The organism is Haloprofundus salinisoli, from assembly GCF_020097815.1.
GTDB classification, from domain to species: Archaea; Halobacteriota; Halobacteria; order Halobacteriales; family Haloferacaceae; genus Haloprofundus; species Haloprofundus salinisoli.
This window is the reverse complement of the sequence record NZ_CP083663.1, coordinates 1,172,514-1,190,485: the sequence shown is the minus strand read 5'-3', so window position 1 is coordinate 1,190,485 and position 17,972 is coordinate 1,172,514. Positions and strand designations below refer to the sequence as shown.

General features: G+C 67.3%; 22 protein-coding genes. 10 read left to right on the top strand and 12 right to left on the bottom strand.

Translation table 11 applies throughout. From position 1 onward, the window contains the following. The first annotated feature begins 60 nt into the window (after window positions 1-60). Entirely contained in the window at window positions 61-1,431 is a 1,371-nt protein-coding gene (gene glnA, locus LAQ73_RS06335; RefSeq protein WP_224270391.1) for a type I glutamate--ammonia ligase, read from the top strand. Between the two features lie 9 nt (window positions 1,432-1,440). Here glnA and LAQ73_RS06330 read toward each other — a convergent pair whose 3' ends face one another. The 3 genes from LAQ73_RS06330 to LAQ73_RS06320 form a co-directional block, all read right to left on the bottom strand. Beyond that, window positions 1,441-2,358: a phosphatase PAP2 family protein gene (locus tag LAQ73_RS06330; RefSeq protein ID WP_224270390.1), complete on the bottom strand. Its 918-nt coding sequence runs from the start codon at window positions 2,356-2,358 to the stop codon at window positions 1,441-1,443. 25 nt (window positions 2,359-2,383) lie between these two features. Next, window positions 2,384-3,643, bottom strand: a complete 1,260-nt coding sequence (locus tag LAQ73_RS06325) for a YihY/virulence factor BrkB family protein (protein WP_224270389.1) — start codon at window positions 3,641-3,643, stop codon at window positions 2,384-2,386. 103 nt (window positions 3,644-3,746) lie between these two features. Further along, window positions 3,747-4,871, bottom strand: coding sequence for a tRNA (guanine(26)-N(2))-dimethyltransferase (locus LAQ73_RS06320; RefSeq protein ID WP_224270388.1), 1,125 nt, complete (start codon window positions 4,869-4,871; stop codon window positions 3,747-3,749). A gap of 276 nt (window positions 4,872-5,147) precedes the next feature. Here LAQ73_RS06320 and LAQ73_RS06315 point away from each other — a divergent pair, with 276 nt between their 5' ends. From LAQ73_RS06315 to prs, 3 genes are all read left to right on the top strand, one after another. Further along, complete coding sequence (locus LAQ73_RS06315) at window positions 5,148-5,504, top strand: hypothetical protein (protein WP_224270387.1); 357 nt, start codon at window positions 5,148-5,150, stop codon at window positions 5,502-5,504. A 346-nt stretch (window positions 5,505-5,850) separates the two neighbouring features. Beyond that, the gene (locus LAQ73_RS06310) at window positions 5,851-6,666 is read left to right on the top strand and encodes an HVO_0234 family beta-propeller protein (protein ID WP_224270386.1); all 816 of its coding nucleotides are present in this window, start codon (window positions 5,851-5,853) and stop codon (window positions 6,664-6,666) included. A 70-nt stretch (window positions 6,667-6,736) separates the two neighbouring features. Next, entirely contained in the window at window positions 6,737-7,588 is an 852-nt protein-coding gene (gene prs / locus LAQ73_RS06305) for a ribose-phosphate diphosphokinase (RefSeq protein ID WP_224270385.1), read from the top strand. Between the two features lie 9 nt (window positions 7,589-7,597). Here the strand turns inward: prs and LAQ73_RS06300 are convergent, their stop codons facing one another. Further along, a complete protein-coding gene (locus LAQ73_RS06300; protein WP_224270384.1) occupies window positions 7,598-7,852 on the bottom strand; it encodes a DUF8151 family protein in 255 nt (84 codons plus the stop codon). Window positions 7,853-7,941: 89 nt separating this feature from the next. On the opposite strand from LAQ73_RS06300, the gene LAQ73_RS06295 reads away from it, so the two are divergent. The 5 genes from LAQ73_RS06295 to LAQ73_RS06275 all read left to right on the top strand — a co-directional run bounded on the left by LAQ73_RS06295 (window position 7,942) and on the right by LAQ73_RS06275 (window position 10,538). Then, a complete protein-coding gene (locus LAQ73_RS06295) occupies window positions 7,942-8,172 on the top strand; it encodes a DUF7860 family protein (protein WP_224270383.1) in 231 nt (76 codons plus the stop codon). Between the two features lie 77 nt (window positions 8,173-8,249). Beyond that, window positions 8,250-8,459, top strand: a complete 210-nt coding sequence (locus LAQ73_RS06290; protein ID WP_224270382.1) for a hypothetical protein — start codon at window positions 8,250-8,252, stop codon at window positions 8,457-8,459. 40 nt (window positions 8,460-8,499) lie between these two features. Further along, window positions 8,500-9,117 carry a uracil-DNA glycosylase gene (locus LAQ73_RS06285; protein ID WP_224270381.1) on the top strand — a complete coding sequence of 206 codons (618 nt, stop codon included), beginning with the start codon at window positions 8,500-8,502 and terminating at the stop codon, window positions 9,115-9,117. A 142-nt stretch (window positions 9,118-9,259) separates the two neighbouring features. Then, window positions 9,260-9,679 (top strand): HIT family protein, encoded by a 420-nt coding sequence (locus tag LAQ73_RS06280; RefSeq protein ID WP_224270380.1) that lies wholly within the window; start codon window positions 9,260-9,262, stop codon window positions 9,677-9,679. Window positions 9,680-9,779: 100 nt separating this feature from the next. Beyond that, on the top strand, window positions 9,780-10,538 hold the full coding sequence (locus tag LAQ73_RS06275) for a CpaE/TadZ family protein (protein WP_224270379.1): 759 nt from the start codon (window positions 9,780-9,782) through the stop codon (window positions 10,536-10,538). A 4-nt stretch (window positions 10,539-10,542) separates the two neighbouring features. Here the strand turns inward: LAQ73_RS06275 and LAQ73_RS06270 are convergent, their stop codons facing one another. Beyond that, window positions 10,543-11,058, bottom strand: a complete 516-nt coding sequence (locus LAQ73_RS06270; protein WP_224270378.1) for a DUF7858 family protein — start codon at window positions 11,056-11,058, stop codon at window positions 10,543-10,545. A 169-nt stretch (window positions 11,059-11,227) separates the two neighbouring features. Between LAQ73_RS06270 and LAQ73_RS06265 the strand changes: the two genes are divergently transcribed. Beyond that, entirely contained in the window at window positions 11,228-12,091 is an 864-nt protein-coding gene (locus tag LAQ73_RS06265; protein WP_224270377.1) for a transcription initiation factor IIB, read from the top strand. Between the two features lie 22 nt (window positions 12,092-12,113). On the opposite strand, the gene LAQ73_RS06260 is transcribed toward LAQ73_RS06265, so the two are convergent. The 7 genes from LAQ73_RS06260 to LAQ73_RS06230 form a co-directional block, all read right to left on the bottom strand. Next, window positions 12,114-12,794 carry a MinD/ParA family ATP-binding protein gene (locus LAQ73_RS06260; protein WP_224270376.1) on the bottom strand — a complete coding sequence of 227 codons (681 nt, stop codon included), beginning with the start codon at window positions 12,792-12,794 and terminating at the stop codon, window positions 12,114-12,116. Then, the gene (locus LAQ73_RS06255; protein WP_224270375.1) at window positions 12,791-13,528 is read right to left on the bottom strand and encodes a DUF7857 domain-containing protein; all 738 of its coding nucleotides are present in this window, start codon (window positions 13,526-13,528) and stop codon (window positions 12,791-12,793) included. Before LAQ73_RS06255 ends, LAQ73_RS06260 begins: the two co-directional genes overlap by 4 nt. A gap of 25 nt (window positions 13,529-13,553) precedes the next feature. After that, entirely contained in the window at window positions 13,554-14,396 is an 843-nt protein-coding gene (locus LAQ73_RS06250; protein ID WP_224270374.1) for a DUF7856 family protein, read from the bottom strand. Further along, a complete protein-coding gene (locus LAQ73_RS06245) occupies window positions 14,393-14,731 on the bottom strand; it encodes a DUF7855 family protein (RefSeq protein WP_224270373.1) in 339 nt (112 codons plus the stop codon). Before LAQ73_RS06245 ends, LAQ73_RS06250 begins: the two co-directional genes overlap by 4 nt. Window positions 14,732-14,771: 40 nt before the next feature. Then, on the bottom strand, window positions 14,772-15,371 hold the full coding sequence (locus LAQ73_RS06240; RefSeq protein WP_224270372.1) for a DUF7504 family protein: 600 nt from the start codon (window positions 15,369-15,371) through the stop codon (window positions 14,772-14,774). 127 nt (window positions 15,372-15,498) lie between these two features. After that, window positions 15,499-15,780 carry a DUF7854 family protein gene (locus tag LAQ73_RS06235; RefSeq protein WP_224270371.1) on the bottom strand — a complete coding sequence of 94 codons (282 nt, stop codon included), beginning with the start codon at window positions 15,778-15,780 and terminating at the stop codon, window positions 15,499-15,501. A gap of 2 nt (window positions 15,781-15,782) precedes the next feature. Then, window positions 15,783-17,888 carry a minichromosome maintenance protein MCM gene (locus tag LAQ73_RS06230; protein ID WP_224270370.1) on the bottom strand — a complete coding sequence of 702 codons (2,106 nt, stop codon included), beginning with the start codon at window positions 17,886-17,888 and terminating at the stop codon, window positions 15,783-15,785. Window positions 17,889-17,972 lie beyond the last annotated feature (84 nt).

Here is a 17,972-nt window from a genome sequence, read left to right as displayed (position 1 = left end):
GTTTTGCGGTAAGCGATAAGGTCTTTATACTGGGTGTACACGCATTGGCTGTCCAGAAACATGACGGACGAAAACGTATCTCCAGACGGGGGGTTGAGTGCCGAAGCGCAGGGAGTCATCGACGAGATCGAGGAGCAGAACGTCGATTTCCTCCGCCTGCAGTTCACCGACATTCTCGGGACGGTGAAGAACGTCGCCGTCCCGGCCAGTCAGGCCGAAAAGGCGTTCACCGAAGGCATCTACTTCGACGGATCGAGCATCGAAGGGTTCGTGCGCATCCAGGAGTCCGACATGCGCCTCAAGCCGGACCCGTCGACGTTCGCGATTCTGCCGTGGCGGCAGCGCGAGGAGGGCGCATCCGCCCGACTCATCTGCGACGTCATCAACACCTCGACGGGCGAACCGTTCAAGGGTGACCCCCGCTACGTGCTGAAGCAGGCTATCGCCCGCGCCGAAGAGATGGGCTACGACATCAACGCCGCGCCCGAACCCGAGTTCTTCCTCTTCGAGGAGGACGAGGAGGGCCGCGCGACGACGAAGACCAACGACGCCGGCGGCTACTTCGACCTCGCGCCGAAAGACCTCGCCTCCGACGTCCGTCGCGACATCATCTACGGCCTCGAATCGATGGGCTTCGAGATCGAAGCCAGCCACCACGAGGTCGCCGAGGGCCAACACGAGATCAACTTCACCTACGACGACGCGCTGACGACGGCCGACAACGTCGGCACGTTCCGCACGGTCGTTCGCGCCATCGCCGCCGAACACGACCTGCACGCGACGTTCATGCCAAAGCCCATCGCGAAGATCAACGGCTCGGGGATGCACACCCACATCTCGCTGTTCGAAAACGGCGAGAACGCGTTCCACGACGACGACGACGAGTTCAACCTCTCGGAGACCGCGAAACAGTTCCTCCAGGGCATCCTCGAACACGCGCCCGCCATCACCGCCGTCTCGAATCCGACGGTGAACAGCTACAAGCGCCTCGTCCCCGGCTACGAGGCCCCCGTCTACGTCGCCTGGTCCGACCGCAACCGCTCGGCGCTCATCCGCAAACCGGCCGCGCGCGTCCCGGCCGCGAGCCGTATCGAAGCGCGCTTCCCCGACCCGTCGTGTAACCCGTACCTCGCGCTCGCCGCGCTCATCCACGCCGGGCTCGACGGCATCGAGCGGGAACTCGAAGCGCCCGACCCCGTCCGCGAGAACATCTACGAGTTCGACGAACAGAAGCGCGAAGAGTACGGCATCGAGACGCTCCCGTCGAACCTCGGCGAGGCGCTCGACGCGCTCGAAGAGGACGAGGTCGTCCAGAGCGCGCTCGGCGAACACATCTACGAGAAGTTCCACGAGGCGAAGTCGCAGGAGTACGACGACTTCCGCATTGACGTCTCCCAGTGGGAGCTCGACCGCTACCTCGAAACGTTCTAAACGGTCGACTCAGGTCGTCCGAGACGTTCCACCGCCGCTTTTTTCGCCACCGACACGCGCCGCCAGCGTCGGCAAGGCCACGAGAAGCGAGATTCCCACCGCCCCCGCGACGAGCGAGGCGACCAGACCCGGTTCCGCGAAGTACGCGGTCGTCCACGGCACCCCCGAGAGGACGACGCCGACGACCGCCACGGGGAACGAGACGGCCGTTCCGGAGGCGTCGAGACGCCCCCACACGACCCCGCCGGCTATCGCCGCGCCCAGCGCCATCGCAACCGGACCGAGTTCCGATGGGACGCCGCTGTACGCCACCGCGGCGAGTCCGACCGCGGCCGCAACTGCCGCGACGGCGAACGCGCGGGCGGGGTCGCCGTCGGCGATGCGGAGCGCCACCGCGAGATACGCCATCCCGACGCCGACGCCGACGGCTACGTCCACGAGATAGTGGACCCCGAGGACGAGTCGCGCGAGACAGACGAGGCCGATTACCGTCCCCGCGACGAGCGTCCGCTTGCGCCGGTTCCAGACGTCGAGCACCGCCGCCGCGCCGCCGTAGGCGACGGTCGTTCCGATGGCGTGCCCGCTCGGAAATCCGAAGCCACTGCCCGTGGCGACGTCGAGGTACGCCGCCTCCAGCATCGGCGGTATCCACGTCGGGATCGACGCCGTCCCCGCGTCTGGCGGCCGCGGAAACGCGAATACCGCCTTCAGCGCGAGCGTCAGCGCCAGCGCGCCGATGGAGAGCGCAACCAGCAGCGCACCCGCTCGTCGGGGATTCGAGGCGACTCGCTCGCCGGCGAGTAAGTACAGGAAGCCGAGTACCGCGAAGAGAAACCAGACGTCGCCGAGTTGCGTGAGGAGCGCGAACACGGCGACGGCCGACTCCGGAAGGTTCGAGAGCGTCTCGGTGAGACCCAGTCCACGCATCGGTTGCTGTTTCGGTGCGACTCGCTTAGGAGCGTCGCTTGCGGACCCAGTCGGCGGCCCGACTCGGAACGCCGAGCGCGTTGAGCCCGACGCCGACGACGACGAAGATGACGTAGAGACCGAGCGTCGACAGGAAGATGATGAGCATCGCCAGCACGGCGATGAGCGGCGCTTCGCCGAGGTAGTAGAACGCCCCGAGCGTCAGCACCGTCCCGTAGAGGAGCACGAGGTACGGACCCCAGCCGCGGGCCTTCCCGCGGCGCATTCGGCCGCGGACGTACCGTTTGAGCTCTGCTTCCAACTCCGGTTTCTTGACGGTTCGCTCGTCGACGTCCGACTCGAAGGCGTCGAGCTCCGCCTGTAGCTCCTCGACCCGACGCGACAGTTCGGAGATGTCAGGCGCACCGCTCGGTTCGACGTCCTCGTCCCGTTTGACCTCCTCCTCGGACATGTCGGTTGGTTTCTCCTGTCGGGCCCCTTCCTGTTGTACCTGCCGGTCCGTGAGACGGTTCGAGAGAACGGCATTCACCACCGCGCCGACGAGGATGATGGTGCCGCCGAAGTAGAACCAGGTGAGAAGCAGCAGGATACCGCCGAGCAGCCCGCCGACGCCGCTGGAGGCGGCGGCGTAGATGCCGAACACCGCGCCCAGAACCGACCACCCGACGGCGGCGAACACCGTTCCTGGGAGCACCTCTCTGGGGGTGACGTCCACGTCCGGAAAGACGTAGTACAGCGGGAAGAACGCCACACAGAGCGTCAGAAGCAGCATGAGCGGTCCGATGAGACCGATATACGGAATCGGCAGCAGAGCGATGACCGCACTGACGGTGATGACGCCGACGACGCCCGCGCCGATGGCACCGATGACGATGAGACCGTCCTTCACTTGGTCGGCGATGCCGCCGGTTTCGGAGCCGTACACCCGCGAGAAGGCGGTGTCGACGCCGCGGAACAGTTTGAGCGCACCCCACGTCGTGAGGAGGAGACTCACCACGCCGAGGCCGCCCTGAGCCGCCTGGTCGGTCAGTGCGCTGACAACCGCATCCTGCGCCGACGGAACGAGGTACTGCTCGGCCAGCGCCATGACTTCGGTTCTCAGCGATTCGCCCCCGACGAGTCCCGCGAGGACGACGGCGAGCACTAACAGCGGTATCAGCGAGACGAACGCGTAGTAGGAGATGCTCGCTGCCAGAAACGTCACTTCGCGCTCCTGCACCTCCGTCACGATGGCCCGCGCGGTACCGAGGTAACCGGAAGACGAGTTGAGAGATGCCGATGACACATGGCAGTGTTCAGCAACTATCTACAAGTAATCGATGGACACTATCAGCAGCGGCGGCGAGCGTATCGCGCCGTCGACGTCGCGGGTCGTCTCGACGTTCAGCTCACTCCGGTCGCGTCGCCTCGCGCATCTCGGCGACGCTCGCGTTCGTCTTGAACGCGGTGCCGCTGTAGTGGGCCTTCGACGCCTCGAACCCGGCGTCTCTGAGGTCCGAGAGGAACTCGTCCATCGCGTTCGCCGAGCGGTTCCACTGCTTGCAGAGCCGATGCTGGTCGTAGTGCGTCGGTTCGTCCAGCTCCTCGGCGATGGCCGACAGCATCCGCGCCGCGCGTTTTTTCGTCTCCATCTCGTCGTCGAGGTGCGAGCGGACCGACAGCGCGAACTCGCTTTCGGCAGTTTCGCCGAGCCATATCGGCCCGGCCGACAGCAGGCGGTTGCTCTCGCAGTGGGGACACGTCTCCGGCGGATGCGACAGCAGACCGAACTCGTGCGTCCGGGCGAGGCAGTCCTCGCAGCTGTGGACGTAGCCCAACTGCTCGACGAGCGCGTCGGCGCTCGTCGCGCGGTGGTCGAGTTCGAGATAGGTCCGCGCGTAGTGACGCGACACGTGCGAGAGAACGGGCTTCGCCGCGATATCGTAGCGCGCGGCGGTCCGAACCAGCGCCGACAGGAGGACGCGAAGCCCCATCTCGGCGTGGAAGTCGGTGTTCTGCGGGAGCGTCGAGTACTTTCGGATGCCGCTGTTCTGGTGCGCCCCGCAGAGCGGCGCGGTGTCGGTGGCGGTGACGCAGACCAGATTCCGCGCGTTCGACAGCGCCGCGTCCGCGAAGGGGATGGGCGTCCCGAACGGGTCGACGTCGACCACGTCGTACACCTCGCGGTCCCCGTAGAGGAGGGCGTTGACGTTCCGTTCGACGATCTCGCCCTCCAGCCCGTTCCGCTCCAAATTCGACCGCGCGAGCTCGATAGCCTCCGAATCGATGTCCGCACCCGTGACGCGCCAGCCGTCGGCGGCGGCGCGGACGGCGCGAATTCCGCTCGCGGTCATCCCGTCGAGGTACGTCTCCGCGCGCGGTTCTCGCTCTCTGTACGCGCGGAGCGTCGCCACCGTCACGTCGCGGTTCAGTTCCTGCGTCGGGTTGAAGAACACCCCGTCGCCCGCGCCCTCGCTGGCCCCGTCGCGGGAGTCGGCGACTTCGATGTCGACGCCGCCTTCGCGTATCTGCATACTCGGAGTCGCCCGCCGGCGGCGAAAAGTGACGCGGTCCGGGTTCGCTCTGCATCGCGCGCATGCGGAGTTGATACTCGCCGCGAGAATCCGAACCGAAACCGCGCCGACGCGACGCTGCTCTACGGGGACCAGCACCCGTACGCTGCCGGGTGTTACGCACTCTACTGTGAGGGCCCCGAGGGAATCCAAGTCGGAGTCGTCGGCCCGGAGCGACACCGCCTCGTCGCCACCAGCATCGAACGCGTTTTGTGGGGGCCCCGAGAATCCGGCGTCGTGAACGGCGGCGACGGCGACGACGACTGGCAGGCCGCACTCGCGGAGGCCGGAAAGCTCACCGGCCCGGCAGTCGAGACGCTCGTCTCCGTGCACGGGACGCGAGCGACGCAGGCCATCGAGGCCGTCTCGGAGCGCCGCGTCAAGCGCTACCGGGATTTCACCGTCGTCGTCGGCTACGCCGAGGAGTACGTCGTTGAAGAGGGCGGCTGTACCTGCAAGGACAGTTCGTACAATCTCGACCCCGACGACCCCGACCAGCGGTGTTGGCACGCGCTCGCCGTCGACATCGCCGACGCGTTGGAGCTCGTCGACTACCACGACATGTGGTACTCCGACGTGCGCGAGTTCCTCTGACCCGCCCCCTGGTCAGGAGTCTCCGAGTCCTCTGACCTCGAAATCGGCGCGCCGACAGTCGGGGCAGTACTTTACCCCGTACGGTCGGAGCGTTCCGTCGTCGCGCTTCTCGCCGGGTAGCGCCCGTGTGCAGTGTTTGCAGATGAGGAGTACTTTCTGGGACACGTCTGGACTGTGTTGCCGCGTGATTGTCGGCGCGAGTCGGTTGCGTCTGTGTGAGTTATTATCTATCTATTCTCAAATCACTGATGATCTCCCGTCGCTTCAAATATACAGGTTTCCACTCTACTCACGTTGAGAGTTTGAAGACGGAACGCTTTCGCCTCTCCCCTGCGACTACGGACGTATGCCAACCATCGACGAGAAGCGAGTCTACGCCGACAAAACCGGCAAGACGGAGCTGTTCGTCGCCGCGGCGCTCGGCGTCGTCGTCGTCGACGTCTCCGACGACCGAATCGGCGGCTTCGGCATCGACCGCCGGTGCACGGCGCTCGACGTCGCCACCGACGGCAGCCGAGTCGCCGTCGCCACCGACGACGCGGTGCTCCTCGACGGCGACGGCGAAGGGTTCGAGGAGATGGGATTCGGGTCGGCCGTCGCCGTCGGCTTCGACGGCGAGGCGCTGCTCGCCGCCGACGAATCCGGTCGCGTCGCGCGCCGCCCCGTCGACGCGGCGGACGATTCGAGGACGTGGACAGTCGTGGGCGAAGTCGAGAACCCGCAAGCGATGGACGGCGCGCTCGTCGCGGCCGCCGACGGCGTCTACCGGGTCGACGGCGAGGGGCTCTCGCACGTCGGTCTCGACGACGCCCGCGACGTGTCGGCGGCGGGCGTCCCGCTGGCGGCGACCGGCTCCGGCCTCTACGCGCTCGGAAACGGCTGGATGGAGGCGCTCTCGGGGTCGTTCCGCGTCGTGGCGAGCGACGGGCGGCGCGCCCACGCCGTCGGCGACGGTCGCGTCTTCTCGCGCACGGAGGAGAACGAGTGGGAGACCGTCGACGTGCCCGTCGACGACCTCGTCGCCGGCGTAGCCTACGGTCCGGCGACGTACGCCGTCACCGAGGCGGGGACGCTGCTTCTGGACGTCGGCGACGGCTGGCGCTCGCAGACGCTCGGCCTCGACGGCATCGCGGGCGTCGGCGTCCGTTTCACCGAGGAGTGAGCAGTGAGAGACGGACCCACCGCGCGACGGTAACGAAAACGGGTTTAGGCCGGAACGAGGAGACGCACCTATGATAGTGTCCGGTTCCACCTCGCAGGCGCTGTCGGCCGCGATCGCCGCCGAGACGGACGAGTCGCTGGCCGTCGCGGAGTACGACCGCTTCCCCGACGGCGAACTGCTCGCCTCGATTCCCGGGTTCGACGGCGACCGGGCCGTCGTCGTCTGCGCGACCACCTCCTCGGACGCGCATCTCGAACTGTTGCAGTTGCAGGACGCCGCCCGCGAGGCCGGCGCGACGGAAGTCGTCACCGTCGTCCCCTACATGGGGTATAGCCGACAGGACAGCGCGTTCAAACGGGGCCAACCGGTCTCCGCTCGCGCCGTCGCTCGCGCCATCGGTTCCGGCACCGACCGCGTCGTGCTCGTGACGCCGCACGAGGAGAGCGTCGCCGACTTTTTCGATGTCCCGTGCGAGACGGTCGACGCCTCGTCGCTGCTCGCCGACCCCTTGCCCGAGAATCTCGAAAACCCGCTGTTCCTCGGCCCGGATGAGAGCGCCCAGGAACTCGCCGAGTGCGTCCGCGACGTCTACGGCGCGGGTGACACCGACTACTTCGAGAAGACGCGCGACTACGACACCGGCGAGGTGAGCGTCGAACCGAGCGACGCCTCCGTCGTCGATCGGGACGTGGTGGTCGTCGACGACATCATCGCCACCGGTTCGACGATGAGCGAGGCGGTGGGTTCGCTCGCCGACCGGGGCGCGAACGACGTTTTCGCCACCTGCGTTCACCCGGTGCTCACGGGGAACGCGCGGACGAAGCTCGCCGCCGCGGGTATCGAGGCGGTGTACGGAACGGACACGGTCGAACGAGACGTGAGCGCGGTCAGCGCTGCGTCCGTCGTCGCCGACGCGCTCTGAGGTCAGGAACTACTCGGCCAGACGAGCGAGAAGCTGTTTTCCGCGCGGAAGCGCTTCGGTGAACCCCATCAGATACGGACCGAAGTAGAACGCCATCAGTCCGATAACGGCGAGCCAAAGCGCCAACACGGTGTCGCCGGTGGCCATCGTTTCGAGCGCGAGCTGTTCGATGTAGAAGCCGAGCGTCGAGAGGGCGGCAGCGCCGCTGGCGAAGAACAACACCGAGACGAACTCCGGCAGCAGTTCGAGGAGTGATTCGAGCATATCCCTCCTCTCCGTCTCTCCCACCTCACTCTTTCGCTCTCGGGAGGCGAGAGCGAAACGGTTTTTCGGGTCGGTCGTAGAGCGAGTGTATGACCGGTCGTTACGGCAACCTCGACTACCCCCGCCTGACGAAATCCGCGTTCCTCTTCGGCGTCACCCTCTTTGCGGTGGGTGCGTTCGCCGAACTCGCCGGCCACGCCGCCTTCGGAACGCTCCCCGCGTGGCAGGATACGCTGTTTCTCGACATGGAGATCCTCGGCATCGCCATCGCACTGCTCTCGCCGTTCGTCTTCGGTATCGCGCTCCCGCTGACGGAGTAGCGACGTTCGGGCGGCGACGGCACGCGCCGGTCGACCCGGTGCGAACACTTATCGACTGACGAACGTGAACTGTCGGTATGGTTCGTAGTCTCTGGGAGGTGTTCCTCGCTCTCGTCGGACGCGGAGGCGAGAACTCCGAAGAAGACGAGAACGCCCGGTTCGTTCCGTCGCCGCTGGACCTGTCGGTCCGGACCGCCCACGGGGGGAACGACGACGAAGTCGTGCGCGAACTCTCGAAAATCGACGAACAGGCGAAGGAGATAGAAGAGCGACGACGCGGCCGTTGAACGGCAACCGGCCGCCCGGTCCAAATCTCACGTCAGCACAATGCCCACCCACCCCGACGAACGCGAGAAGAACGTCCTCGAACCGGAGTGTGGACGCTGTCCCGCGCTCGTCGAGTCGCGCACCTGTATCTCGTGGGGTAACGGACCCGTAGACGCCGACGTGGTCGTCGTCGGCGAAGCCCCCGGCGCGGGCGACCCGGACGCCGACACGTGGAAGGGCGGTAACCACACCGGCTTTGCCTACACCTCCAAACACTCCGGGCGTCGCGTCCGTTCGCTGTTCGAGTCGCTCGGCTATGCCGAGCGGACGTACTACACGAACGCAGTGAACTGCTTTCCCGAGGGCGACGACGGGTCGAACCGCGAACCGACGCCCGGGGAGCGGCGTAGCTGCCGCGTCCACCTCGAAACCGAACTCGGACAGGTGTCGCCCGAGCTCGTCGTCACGACCGGTAAACACGCGACGGCGACGCTTCTGGCATTCGACGACGAGAGCCTGGACGGCTTCCTCGACCGGGTGTTAGAGCCATTCGACTCCCGGACCCTCGGCGTCCGCGTGCTGCCGCTCTTGCACCCGTCGTATCAGGAGGTGTGGCTCTCGCGGTTGGGTTACACGACGGAGACGTACCGCGATGCAATCGCCGAGCACCTGCCCTGAGTCGCCGGTGCGTCGCCGGCCTGTCGTCGCCTCACCCTGAGGCTTCACCCCCTCGACTTATCCCCTCGACTCACCGCGCCACCGCACCGACCGCTTCGCCCCCGTCAGAACTTTCTTGCCGACGGCGAGAGACGCTCACACCATGGCCGACGACTGTATCTTCTGCAAAATCGTCGCAGGCGACATCCCCGGACGAACCGTCTACGAAACTGAGGACGTGCTGGCGTTTCTCGACGCGAACCCGCTGGCGGCGGGCCACACGCTCGTCGTCCCGAAAGACCACGCCGAGCGACTCGACGACCTCTCGGCGGACGACGCGGCCGAGCTGTTCGCGGCGGTCCACGAACTCACCCCGCGCGTGGAGTCGGCCGTCGACGCCGACGCGGTCACCGTCGGCGTCAACGACGGCAGCGCCGCCGGCCAGGAGGTCCCGCACGTCCACGTCCACCTCGTCCCGCGCTTCGACGGCGACGGCGGCGGCCCGATTCACGCCGTCGCCGGCGAGCGACCCGACCTCTCGGACGAGGAACTCGACGCCATCGCCGACGACATCGCCGAGTGAGCGTCGGCGGTCCACCAAGACGGCGGTGAGAGATTTCCGTCCAGCCGAACTGTTCAAAAAACCGTAGACTTTTAGCCGGATGCCGGCACCAACTCGGCGTATGGCTGACACGGTCTGCGCTGCGCTCGTCGGGGCGACCGGCGGCGCGGGAACGACGCGGACGGCGCTCGAACTGGCGGCGACGCTCGCAAACGACGGACGCGACGTGGCGATACTCGACGCCGCCTTCGCGACACAGGGGTTGGCGGACTACTTCGACGGTCGACTCCGCCCCGACATGACGAGGCTTCTGGTCGACCCCGAGACGTCGCTCGACGCCGGCCTCGTCGAGTGTTCGCTCCCCGAGCGGGTTCCCGGTCGCGTCGCCTGCGTTCCGGCCAGTGCGCCGTTCGAACGTCTCGCCCGCGCGAAGACAGCCGAGGCGGCCCGCCGGTTCGAGGCACGCATCGCCGAGGCCGGCGACGCCTTCGACCACGTCCTCCTCGACGTCCCCCCGGTCGCCGCCAATCAGGCGATCGCGGCCGCCGACGCCGCACAACGAGTCGTCACCGTCGCCCCCGCGACCGACCGCGGCGCGGAAGCGAACCGCCGTATCCGCGACAGACTCGCCGACCTCGGCATCGAGACGCACGCGACGCTCGCCACTCGCGGGCGGTTCGAGGCTGCCGACGCGTTCGTCCCCGCCACCGACGCGCCGTTTCCGGCGTCGCTCGACACCGCCGGGACGTTCGCGCCGACGGTCGCACACGCCGCCGAGACGACGGTGACGGCGGAACTCGACCTCGAATTCGAAGAGCAGAGCGTTCTCGACAGCGTCGACGGCTATCTTCCGTCGTCGCTGCGGCGGTTGACGAAGTAGCGGCTCAGAAAAACTCGCTGGGGTCGCTCATCGTCTCCGCCAGCGCATCCCGTTTCGCCACCGTCGCGTTCGTGCCGGGCGTTAGCTCGCCCGCTGTCGCGTCGGTCAGTTCCTCGATGGGCTCGTGCGTCTCGACGTACGCCGCGAGCGCGAACTCCGTCTTCGAGACGCCGGTGAGCGTCCGCGCTTCGGTTCGGGGGAGTTCGCCGTCGAGCCAGTCCCGAAGAATCTCGCGCGCCGTCGGACCCAGCGGCGTCACGCCCGTCACGCCGCAGCGGTGCAGCGCCTTCGCGGCGGTCATCGGGGCGACGCCCGCCTCGCGTGCGCTCTCGCCGACGCTCGCGCCGCCCGCGTACGCGTCGAACACGGTCGCGGCCGCGTCGGCCTCGCACGGGAGCGCCTCCGCGTGCGCGTCGAACCGCTCTCGGAGTGCGACGCCGGTGTCGTCGACGGTGGGAACGCCGCGCGTCTCCTGTTCGGCGGTCACCTCGATGCCCGCGGCGATGTCGGCCAGTCCCATACGAATCCGAGGTGCCGCCCCTTCGCACTAAAAGTTATCGACAGAGAAGAATATCCAACGACGAACAACGAGAACGTATCGGTGACCGATACGCTCTCCCGGCCCTCACACCCGGATTTCCGGCGATTTCTCCCGTGTTTAAATACTTCATCGGGACCGAGTTTCGAGTATGAGCAAGACACAGGCGACCGGTTGCCCCGAATGCGACGGCCGACTCCGGAAAGATAGCAGCGAGACGGTGTGTGCGAACTGTGGCCTCGTCGTCGCCGCCGACCACATCGACCACGGCCCCGAGTGGCGCTCGTTCGCCGACGACGAGACGAACCCCGAACGGACCGGCGCACCGCTGACGCGCTCGCGGCACGACCGCGGTCTCTCGACGGAGATCGGTCGGTCGACCCGTGTCAAAGGACGCAAGCGCCGCCGGTTGGCGCGGATGCGCCGCCAGCACAACCGCGCGCGCATCTCCTCGAAGCGCGAGCGAAACCAGGTGTACGCCTTCACCGAAATCCGCCGACTGACCGGCGCGCTGTCGCTGCCGGACCGCGTGCGCGACCACGCCTGTTCGCTGCTTCGCTCCGCGCAGAACGAGAACCTACTCCGCGGACGCTCGCTGGAGGGGTTCTCCTCGGCGTGCGTCTACGCCGCCTGCCGCGTCGCCGGCGTCTCGCGGACCGTCGACGAGGTGCTCGACGTCGCCCGCGCGACGGAGAACGAACACGGCGCGGCGTACGACGCGCTCAACCGCGACCTGGGGCTTCCGGTCGGGCCCGTTTCACCGGCCGAGTACGTCCCGCGCTTTGCGAGCGAGCTCGATTTGGACTCCTCGGTCGAACGCCGCGCCCGCGAACTCGCCGCCGAGAGCCACGACAGCGGCCTCGCGTCGGGTCGAAATCCGAGCGGCGTCGCCGCCGCCTGTCTCTACGCGGCCGCCCGCGAACTCGACGCGGCGGTGACCCAACAGGAGGCGGCCGACACCGCGGGTGTCACGCCCGTCACGCTCCGGAGCACCTACTACGACCTGCGCGACTGAGCGGACTCTTTCTCCCTCGACCTCACCGCTCACAGACGCGAACCGCCGCCGCGACCTGCCGGAACGCTGCTGCCGCCTCGCTCCCGGGAGCGGCGGTAACGACGGGACGCTCGTCTTCGACGGACTCGCCGACTCGCGGGTCCGCGCGGACGGTTTCGGTCGGCGCGCCCAGCGCTCGGCTGACGGTGCGTTCGGGGGCGTCGTCGACGACGCGGTTCAACACGACGCCGACGAGACCCGAATCGAGCTCGCGGGCGAGTTCCCGACTCCGAACCGCGTCGGCGAGCGCGAACGGTTTCGGCGAGGCGACAACGACGCACGCGTCCGCCAGCGCCAGCGGAACGCCGACATCGGCGCGCATCCCCGCCGGGCAGTCGACGACGACCGTTTCGTACTCCCGCTCGATAGGGTCCAGCGCCGCCGCCAACGACGTGAGGTCCGCCGCCCGCGCGCCGGCCAGCGACCGCCCGCACGCGAGTGCGTCGACCGGTCCGTGTCGAACCGCTTCGAGCGGCGCGGCGCGTCCCGCCAGCACGTCGTGGAGGTCGGGGCCCCGCTTCGACGGGAGGTCGGCCATCCCGAGGTCCGCGTCGACGACGATACTCCGTCTCCGCTCGCCACCTTCGTCGAGGGCCGCGGCCAGGTTGTACGCGACTGTCGACTTGCCGACGCCGCCTTTCCCGCCGACGACGGCGAGAATCACGCGAGCCTCCGGAGGGCGTCGACCGGAACGTCCGTCGACTCGACCCGGTCGGCGAGTCGTTCGGCGCTCGCCGCAACCGCGTGGAGCGCCGCGGCGTCGCGTTCGAGTCGCGCGGGTAGTCGCTCCGCTGCACCGAGGCCGCCGAGCGCTTCGAGCGCCGTCGTCGCCTCCGCGACGGACGCGTCGGTGAGCGTCTCCGCCTGGTCGACGCGGCCTCGAACCTCGTGGAACCACGCGTCGACCGACTGGGGAACCTCGGCCGGTTCCGCCCGACGTTCCGTTCGGACGCGGTCGTCGTCCCGTTCGGGACTCCCGCTTTCGCGGCTGTCGGTTCTGTCCCCGCTGCCGCCTTCGTCGCCCGACTCGGGATACGCGAGGGCTTCCCGCGGCGGGCGTGCGACGCCACACCGTCTCAGGGCGTCCTCGGCCGTCGGCGTCGCGTCTCGACGCTCCGGTCCGTCTGCACGACCCGCAGAGACGAGTTCGACCGGCGGTTCGTCGGCGGCGGCCGGACAGGCGTAGCCCACCGAAGCGGACTCTTTGGCGGGGACGACCGTCTCGTACCCGGTATCGTCCCATCCGGCCTCCGGAACGCCCGCACGCCGCGGCGGCAACACCGGCCCGGCGAGTCGGTTCTCGACGCGGACACGTCGGTCGGCACCCCTGTCGTTTGTCACTCGGACGGTCACGAACGAGATACCGTCGGCGTGGTCGACGCTCCAGGTGAGTTCCATACGCCGGTCTGCCGCGTGACCGTATTTAAATCCGGACGACGGGTGCGTCGAGGGCGTCCGCGGCCGCGTCGGCGTCGTCGAACCGGTCGACGCAGAGCACGACGGGCGCGTCGAGGTCGGCGACGCGAACCGCGGCGAGTCGGGCGCTCACGGGGTCGCCGCGGAACTCCCCCGGCGTCGAACCCGGTTCGGCTTCGCCGGGTAGCGACCGCAGCGCCGACGCGAACTCGTTGTACACGCTCTCGGCGAGACGGCGGCGGGCCGCGCGTGCGAGGTTGGCCGCACGGTCCTCGAGTCGGAGTCGTCGTTCGCGAGCGTCTCGCGCGGCGGCCGCCTCGCGTTCGGCGCGTTCGAGCGCCTGTTCGGCAGCGATTCGTTCCGTTTCGACTTCGGCGAGTCGCCCGGCCGTCTCCGAGAGCGTCTGCCGGACGCTGTCGACGCTCGCGCCCGCCTCTCGGCGGGCTTGGAGCCTACCTCGAAGTTCGGCGACGCGCTCTCGGAGGCGCTCTTCGTCCGCACCGACGCGGGCGACGCGGCGACGGGCCGCGGTCGTCTCGACCGTCGGCACGTCGAGTTCCGCGAGCGCCGCTTCGACGCTCGCCCGTTCGTCGTCTTCGGGTGTGGCCTGCCCGCGCGACCGCGCCGCCGCCTCCAGCGAGCGCACGACGGAGGTCGTGGGTTCCCCGCGGATACACCACAGCGTCTCGTAGCCCTCGCTCGGTTTCGGGCTCTCTACGACGACGCGATCGTTGACGTCCCCCATCGCGGCGGCTTCGTACACGGCCGCCGGCGCGACGCTCTCCGCCCGGAGGTCGACTCCCCGGCCGCTGTACGCCCTCGTCCCCACGCGAACCGTCACGACGCTCACAGCTCTCGGTCGCGCATCCGCTCGGGGCTCGGATAGTCGGTTCCCGTCGCGAACTTCGCGTACGGCGTGCTCGGCGAATCGCGGGCCTCGTAGGCCATCGCGGCCTCGCGTATCTCTTCGTCCACCTCGGTGAACTCGTTGAACGGTTCGGTCTGTGACAGTTGCACGTCGCCGCCGTGTTTCGCGCGCAGTCGGAGTGCGAGAAACGCGCCCAGTTCGGTCGCCGCGAACAGCGCCGCGCGGCCGAACCGCCTGACGACGACCGTCTCGTGACTTTGGCAGACGTTCCGGAGTGTCGCTCGCGCGGCCTGTGAGTACGTGACGACCAGCAGCACGGATACCGCTGTATCCGTCGTAAAATTAAAACCTTCGGAGTCAGCGACACCTGACGTGTCGGCCGCCGTCGCGGAGCTCGACGACGGCGTCGCAGAGCGAGACGATGCTCTCGACGGTCTGTTCGTCGTGTGCGCCGGGGTCCATGTGGAAGTGCGCGACGGCGCCGGTGGCATACAGTCGACCGGTGAGGACGTGGAGGAACTCGTAGGCCGTCTGGAGCTCGACGTACTGCAGCATCGCCGTCAACGAGTCGACGCAGACGACGGTCCGGTTGCCGTTGTCCTCCCAGCGACTCAGATGCTCGGTGATGCTGATGCCGAGTCCCGTGAGGTCGTTCGGGTTGGCGACGGTTTCGACGCCCGCGTTGAGTTCCTGGTCGCCCGCTCCCGCCGGGGCCGGTGCGCTGACAGAGCGCATCGAGTCGCCAACGCTGACGACGCCGACGCTCGCCGGCGGGTGCTCGCTGTGGGTTCGCCACCGGCGCAGTTGCGCGTCCGGCGACTTCGTGTACGACACCCACAGCGCGTTCTTGTCGACGTCGTCGGGGTGTAACAGCTCGATACACGTGTCGCTCTCGCCTTCACCGAGCGACGGGGATAAAAGGAGGATGCTCGACGCTTCGTCGAACACGGTCTCCATGGGCGTCTCCTTACCTGTCACGACTGGGTACCTTCCTCACGTTGTCTTTTTGATGTATCGCCGCAACAGACTAAAGTGTTTGCACATCGGTCTCACGGCTCTCTCCCCGTTCGCCGCATCTCGGCGGTCAGTCCGTCTCGACGACCTCGAACGTGAGACCGCTCCCGCCGTCGAGCAGTGTCCGAATCCGTTCTTCGGCTTCGCGTTCGGAGTCGGCAACGACGACGAGACCGTCCGCCCGGTCGTCGCCGCGCGCTCGGTACGCCGAGAGACCGTCGACCTCGAACTCGGTCGCGTACGTTCGTAGGACGGTGACGACACGGCGTTCGGCGCTCGCCAGATCGACTTCGCCCTCTTCGAACGCTCGAAGCGCCTCCTCGACGTTTCGGAGTGCGGAGATTCGGTCCATGCTCACGTCGTCCGGAGGTGGCCCTGCGTCGGTTCGTACAGTTCGCCCTTCCGTTTGAGCCCCTCTATCTCCTGTTCGGCCTTCTGTTCGCTGATGCCGAGTTTCTCTTCCGCCTCTTCGAGGATGACCTCCACCGGCGCGCCGCCGTCGTACTCGCTTTCGATGTCGCCGATGAGTTTCCGGAGGTTCATCTTCCGGTCGCGCTGGGTCTTCGACTGCCCCGTCTCGACGACGTCGGCGTCGAACTGCCCCGTCTCGGGGTCGACACCGATGTCCTGTAGCGTCGAACGAGCGAGTTCGACGGCGCGTTCTGCGTCCTCTTCGTCGACTGTGTCGGAGAGTCGGATGCGCGCACTCGCCTCCGCGAGGCGCACGAGCGCCTCCAGTTTCCGGGCGGTGACCGGGACGGGGGCGTCCTCGTCGGCGCCTTTCGCGCGCAGGTCGACGTAGAAGTCCCGAATCGTCTGCATCGCGACGTCGGTCATCGTCGGGTAACAGTTGCGCTTCGCGTACGCGATGTACTTTCGCAGCAGGTCCGCGTCGATGGCCGGAGCGACCTCCTCGGTGACCGCGTCGACTTCCTTCTGAGTGAAGTTCGAGGTCGTGAGGTTCGTCCGCTGGGTGTTCAATTCACCCGCGTAGTTCGTCTGCAGGATGTGTTCGGCCAGTTTGCTGTCGTGGTCGGGGTCGGGCTGGTCGGTGACGGTGAAGATGAGGTCGAACCGCGAGATGAGCGCCGGTTCGAGGTTGATCTGCTCGCCGATGGATTCGTACTGGTCGAAGCGACCGTACTTCGGGTTCGCCGCGCCGAGCAGCGAACATCTGGATTTGAGCGTCGCGTTGATGCCCGCCTTCGACACCGAAATCTTCTGCTGTTCGAGCGCTTCGTGCATCGCCGAGCGGTCCTCGGGGCGCATCTTGTCCAACTCGTCGACCGCCGCGATGCCTTTGTCCGCGAGCACGAGCGCGCCGGCTTCGAGCGACCACTGCTGGCCGTCGCCGAAGTCGTCACGGACGGCGGCGGCGGTGAGACCCGCCGAGGACGACCCTTTGCCCGAGGTGTAGACGGAGCGAGGCGCGATGTTCTGGATGTAGGAGAGCATCTGCGACTTCCCGGTACCGGGGTCGCCGATGAGAAGCATGTGGAGGTCGCCGCGGATGCGAGAGCCGTCGGGCAGATGTTTGGTGACGCCCGAAAACAGTTGGAGGATCATGGCGAGTTTCTCCTTCTCGTAGCCGTAGATGGCGGGCGCGACGGAGGCGACCATCTCGTCGTAGATGTTCGGGTGCGAGGAGAGTTCGATGATCTCCTGTTTGTCCTCGTCGGTGATGTCCATGTCCTCGAACTCCTCGTCCTCGATGGTCACCGAAACCCCGTCCATGTAGAGGTCGAAGATGGGCGACTTCTCCTGGCCGTTTTTCATCTGCTCGATGTGGAGCACTCCGACCATGGTGACGTGGTCGCCGGCGGTCACCTTCCCCGTGATGTCGTCTTCGACGTTGATGTCGATGCTCTGGGGCGTCTCGCCGCCGCGGAGACCCTCGGGACTCTCCTGGATTCGAAGCTTCTGTGAGTCGATGAACTCCGACTGGTCGAAACTGACCATGAACGGTCCCTGTCGCTCACAGCCCTGACACTCGTGCGGTTCCTGAAAACTGCCGTCGGACTGCGGGATGTACGCCATCGTCCCGCAGCGTTGGCACTCGAACGCCGCCTGCGTTACTTTCGGCCGAACGTCGGTCGCTTTGCGAACGATGCCCTGGATGCTCACCATCTTCCCGACGTGGTCGTCGTGGACGCGGATACCGCGAATCGCGATGCTCTCGGGGAGGTTGTCGAGACGGACGTGCGCCTGGCCGAGGCTGACGTCTGCGGGGAGATCGTAGAGGCGGAGGGCTTCCTCGGCGTACTCCTGCATCTGCTCGGGGTGCGAGAGGTAGTCGTCGGCGAGATCCGGGTCGAACCGATAGAGGTCGTCGTAGTCGATGAGGAGCGAGCGCTGCTCGTTGGGGTAGTTCTGGGCGAGTTGGCCGATGCGGTCCCGATAGTAGTTGCGGTAGAACTGGATGAACCGCTCGGTCAACTCCTGATTCGATGCCTGCGCCATTGACACAGGCTTAGACCCTCCCCCTGTAAGAAGTATCGCCTTGGGGCGGAAGTGATCGCCGGTTGATGCGGACGCCTCTGAGAA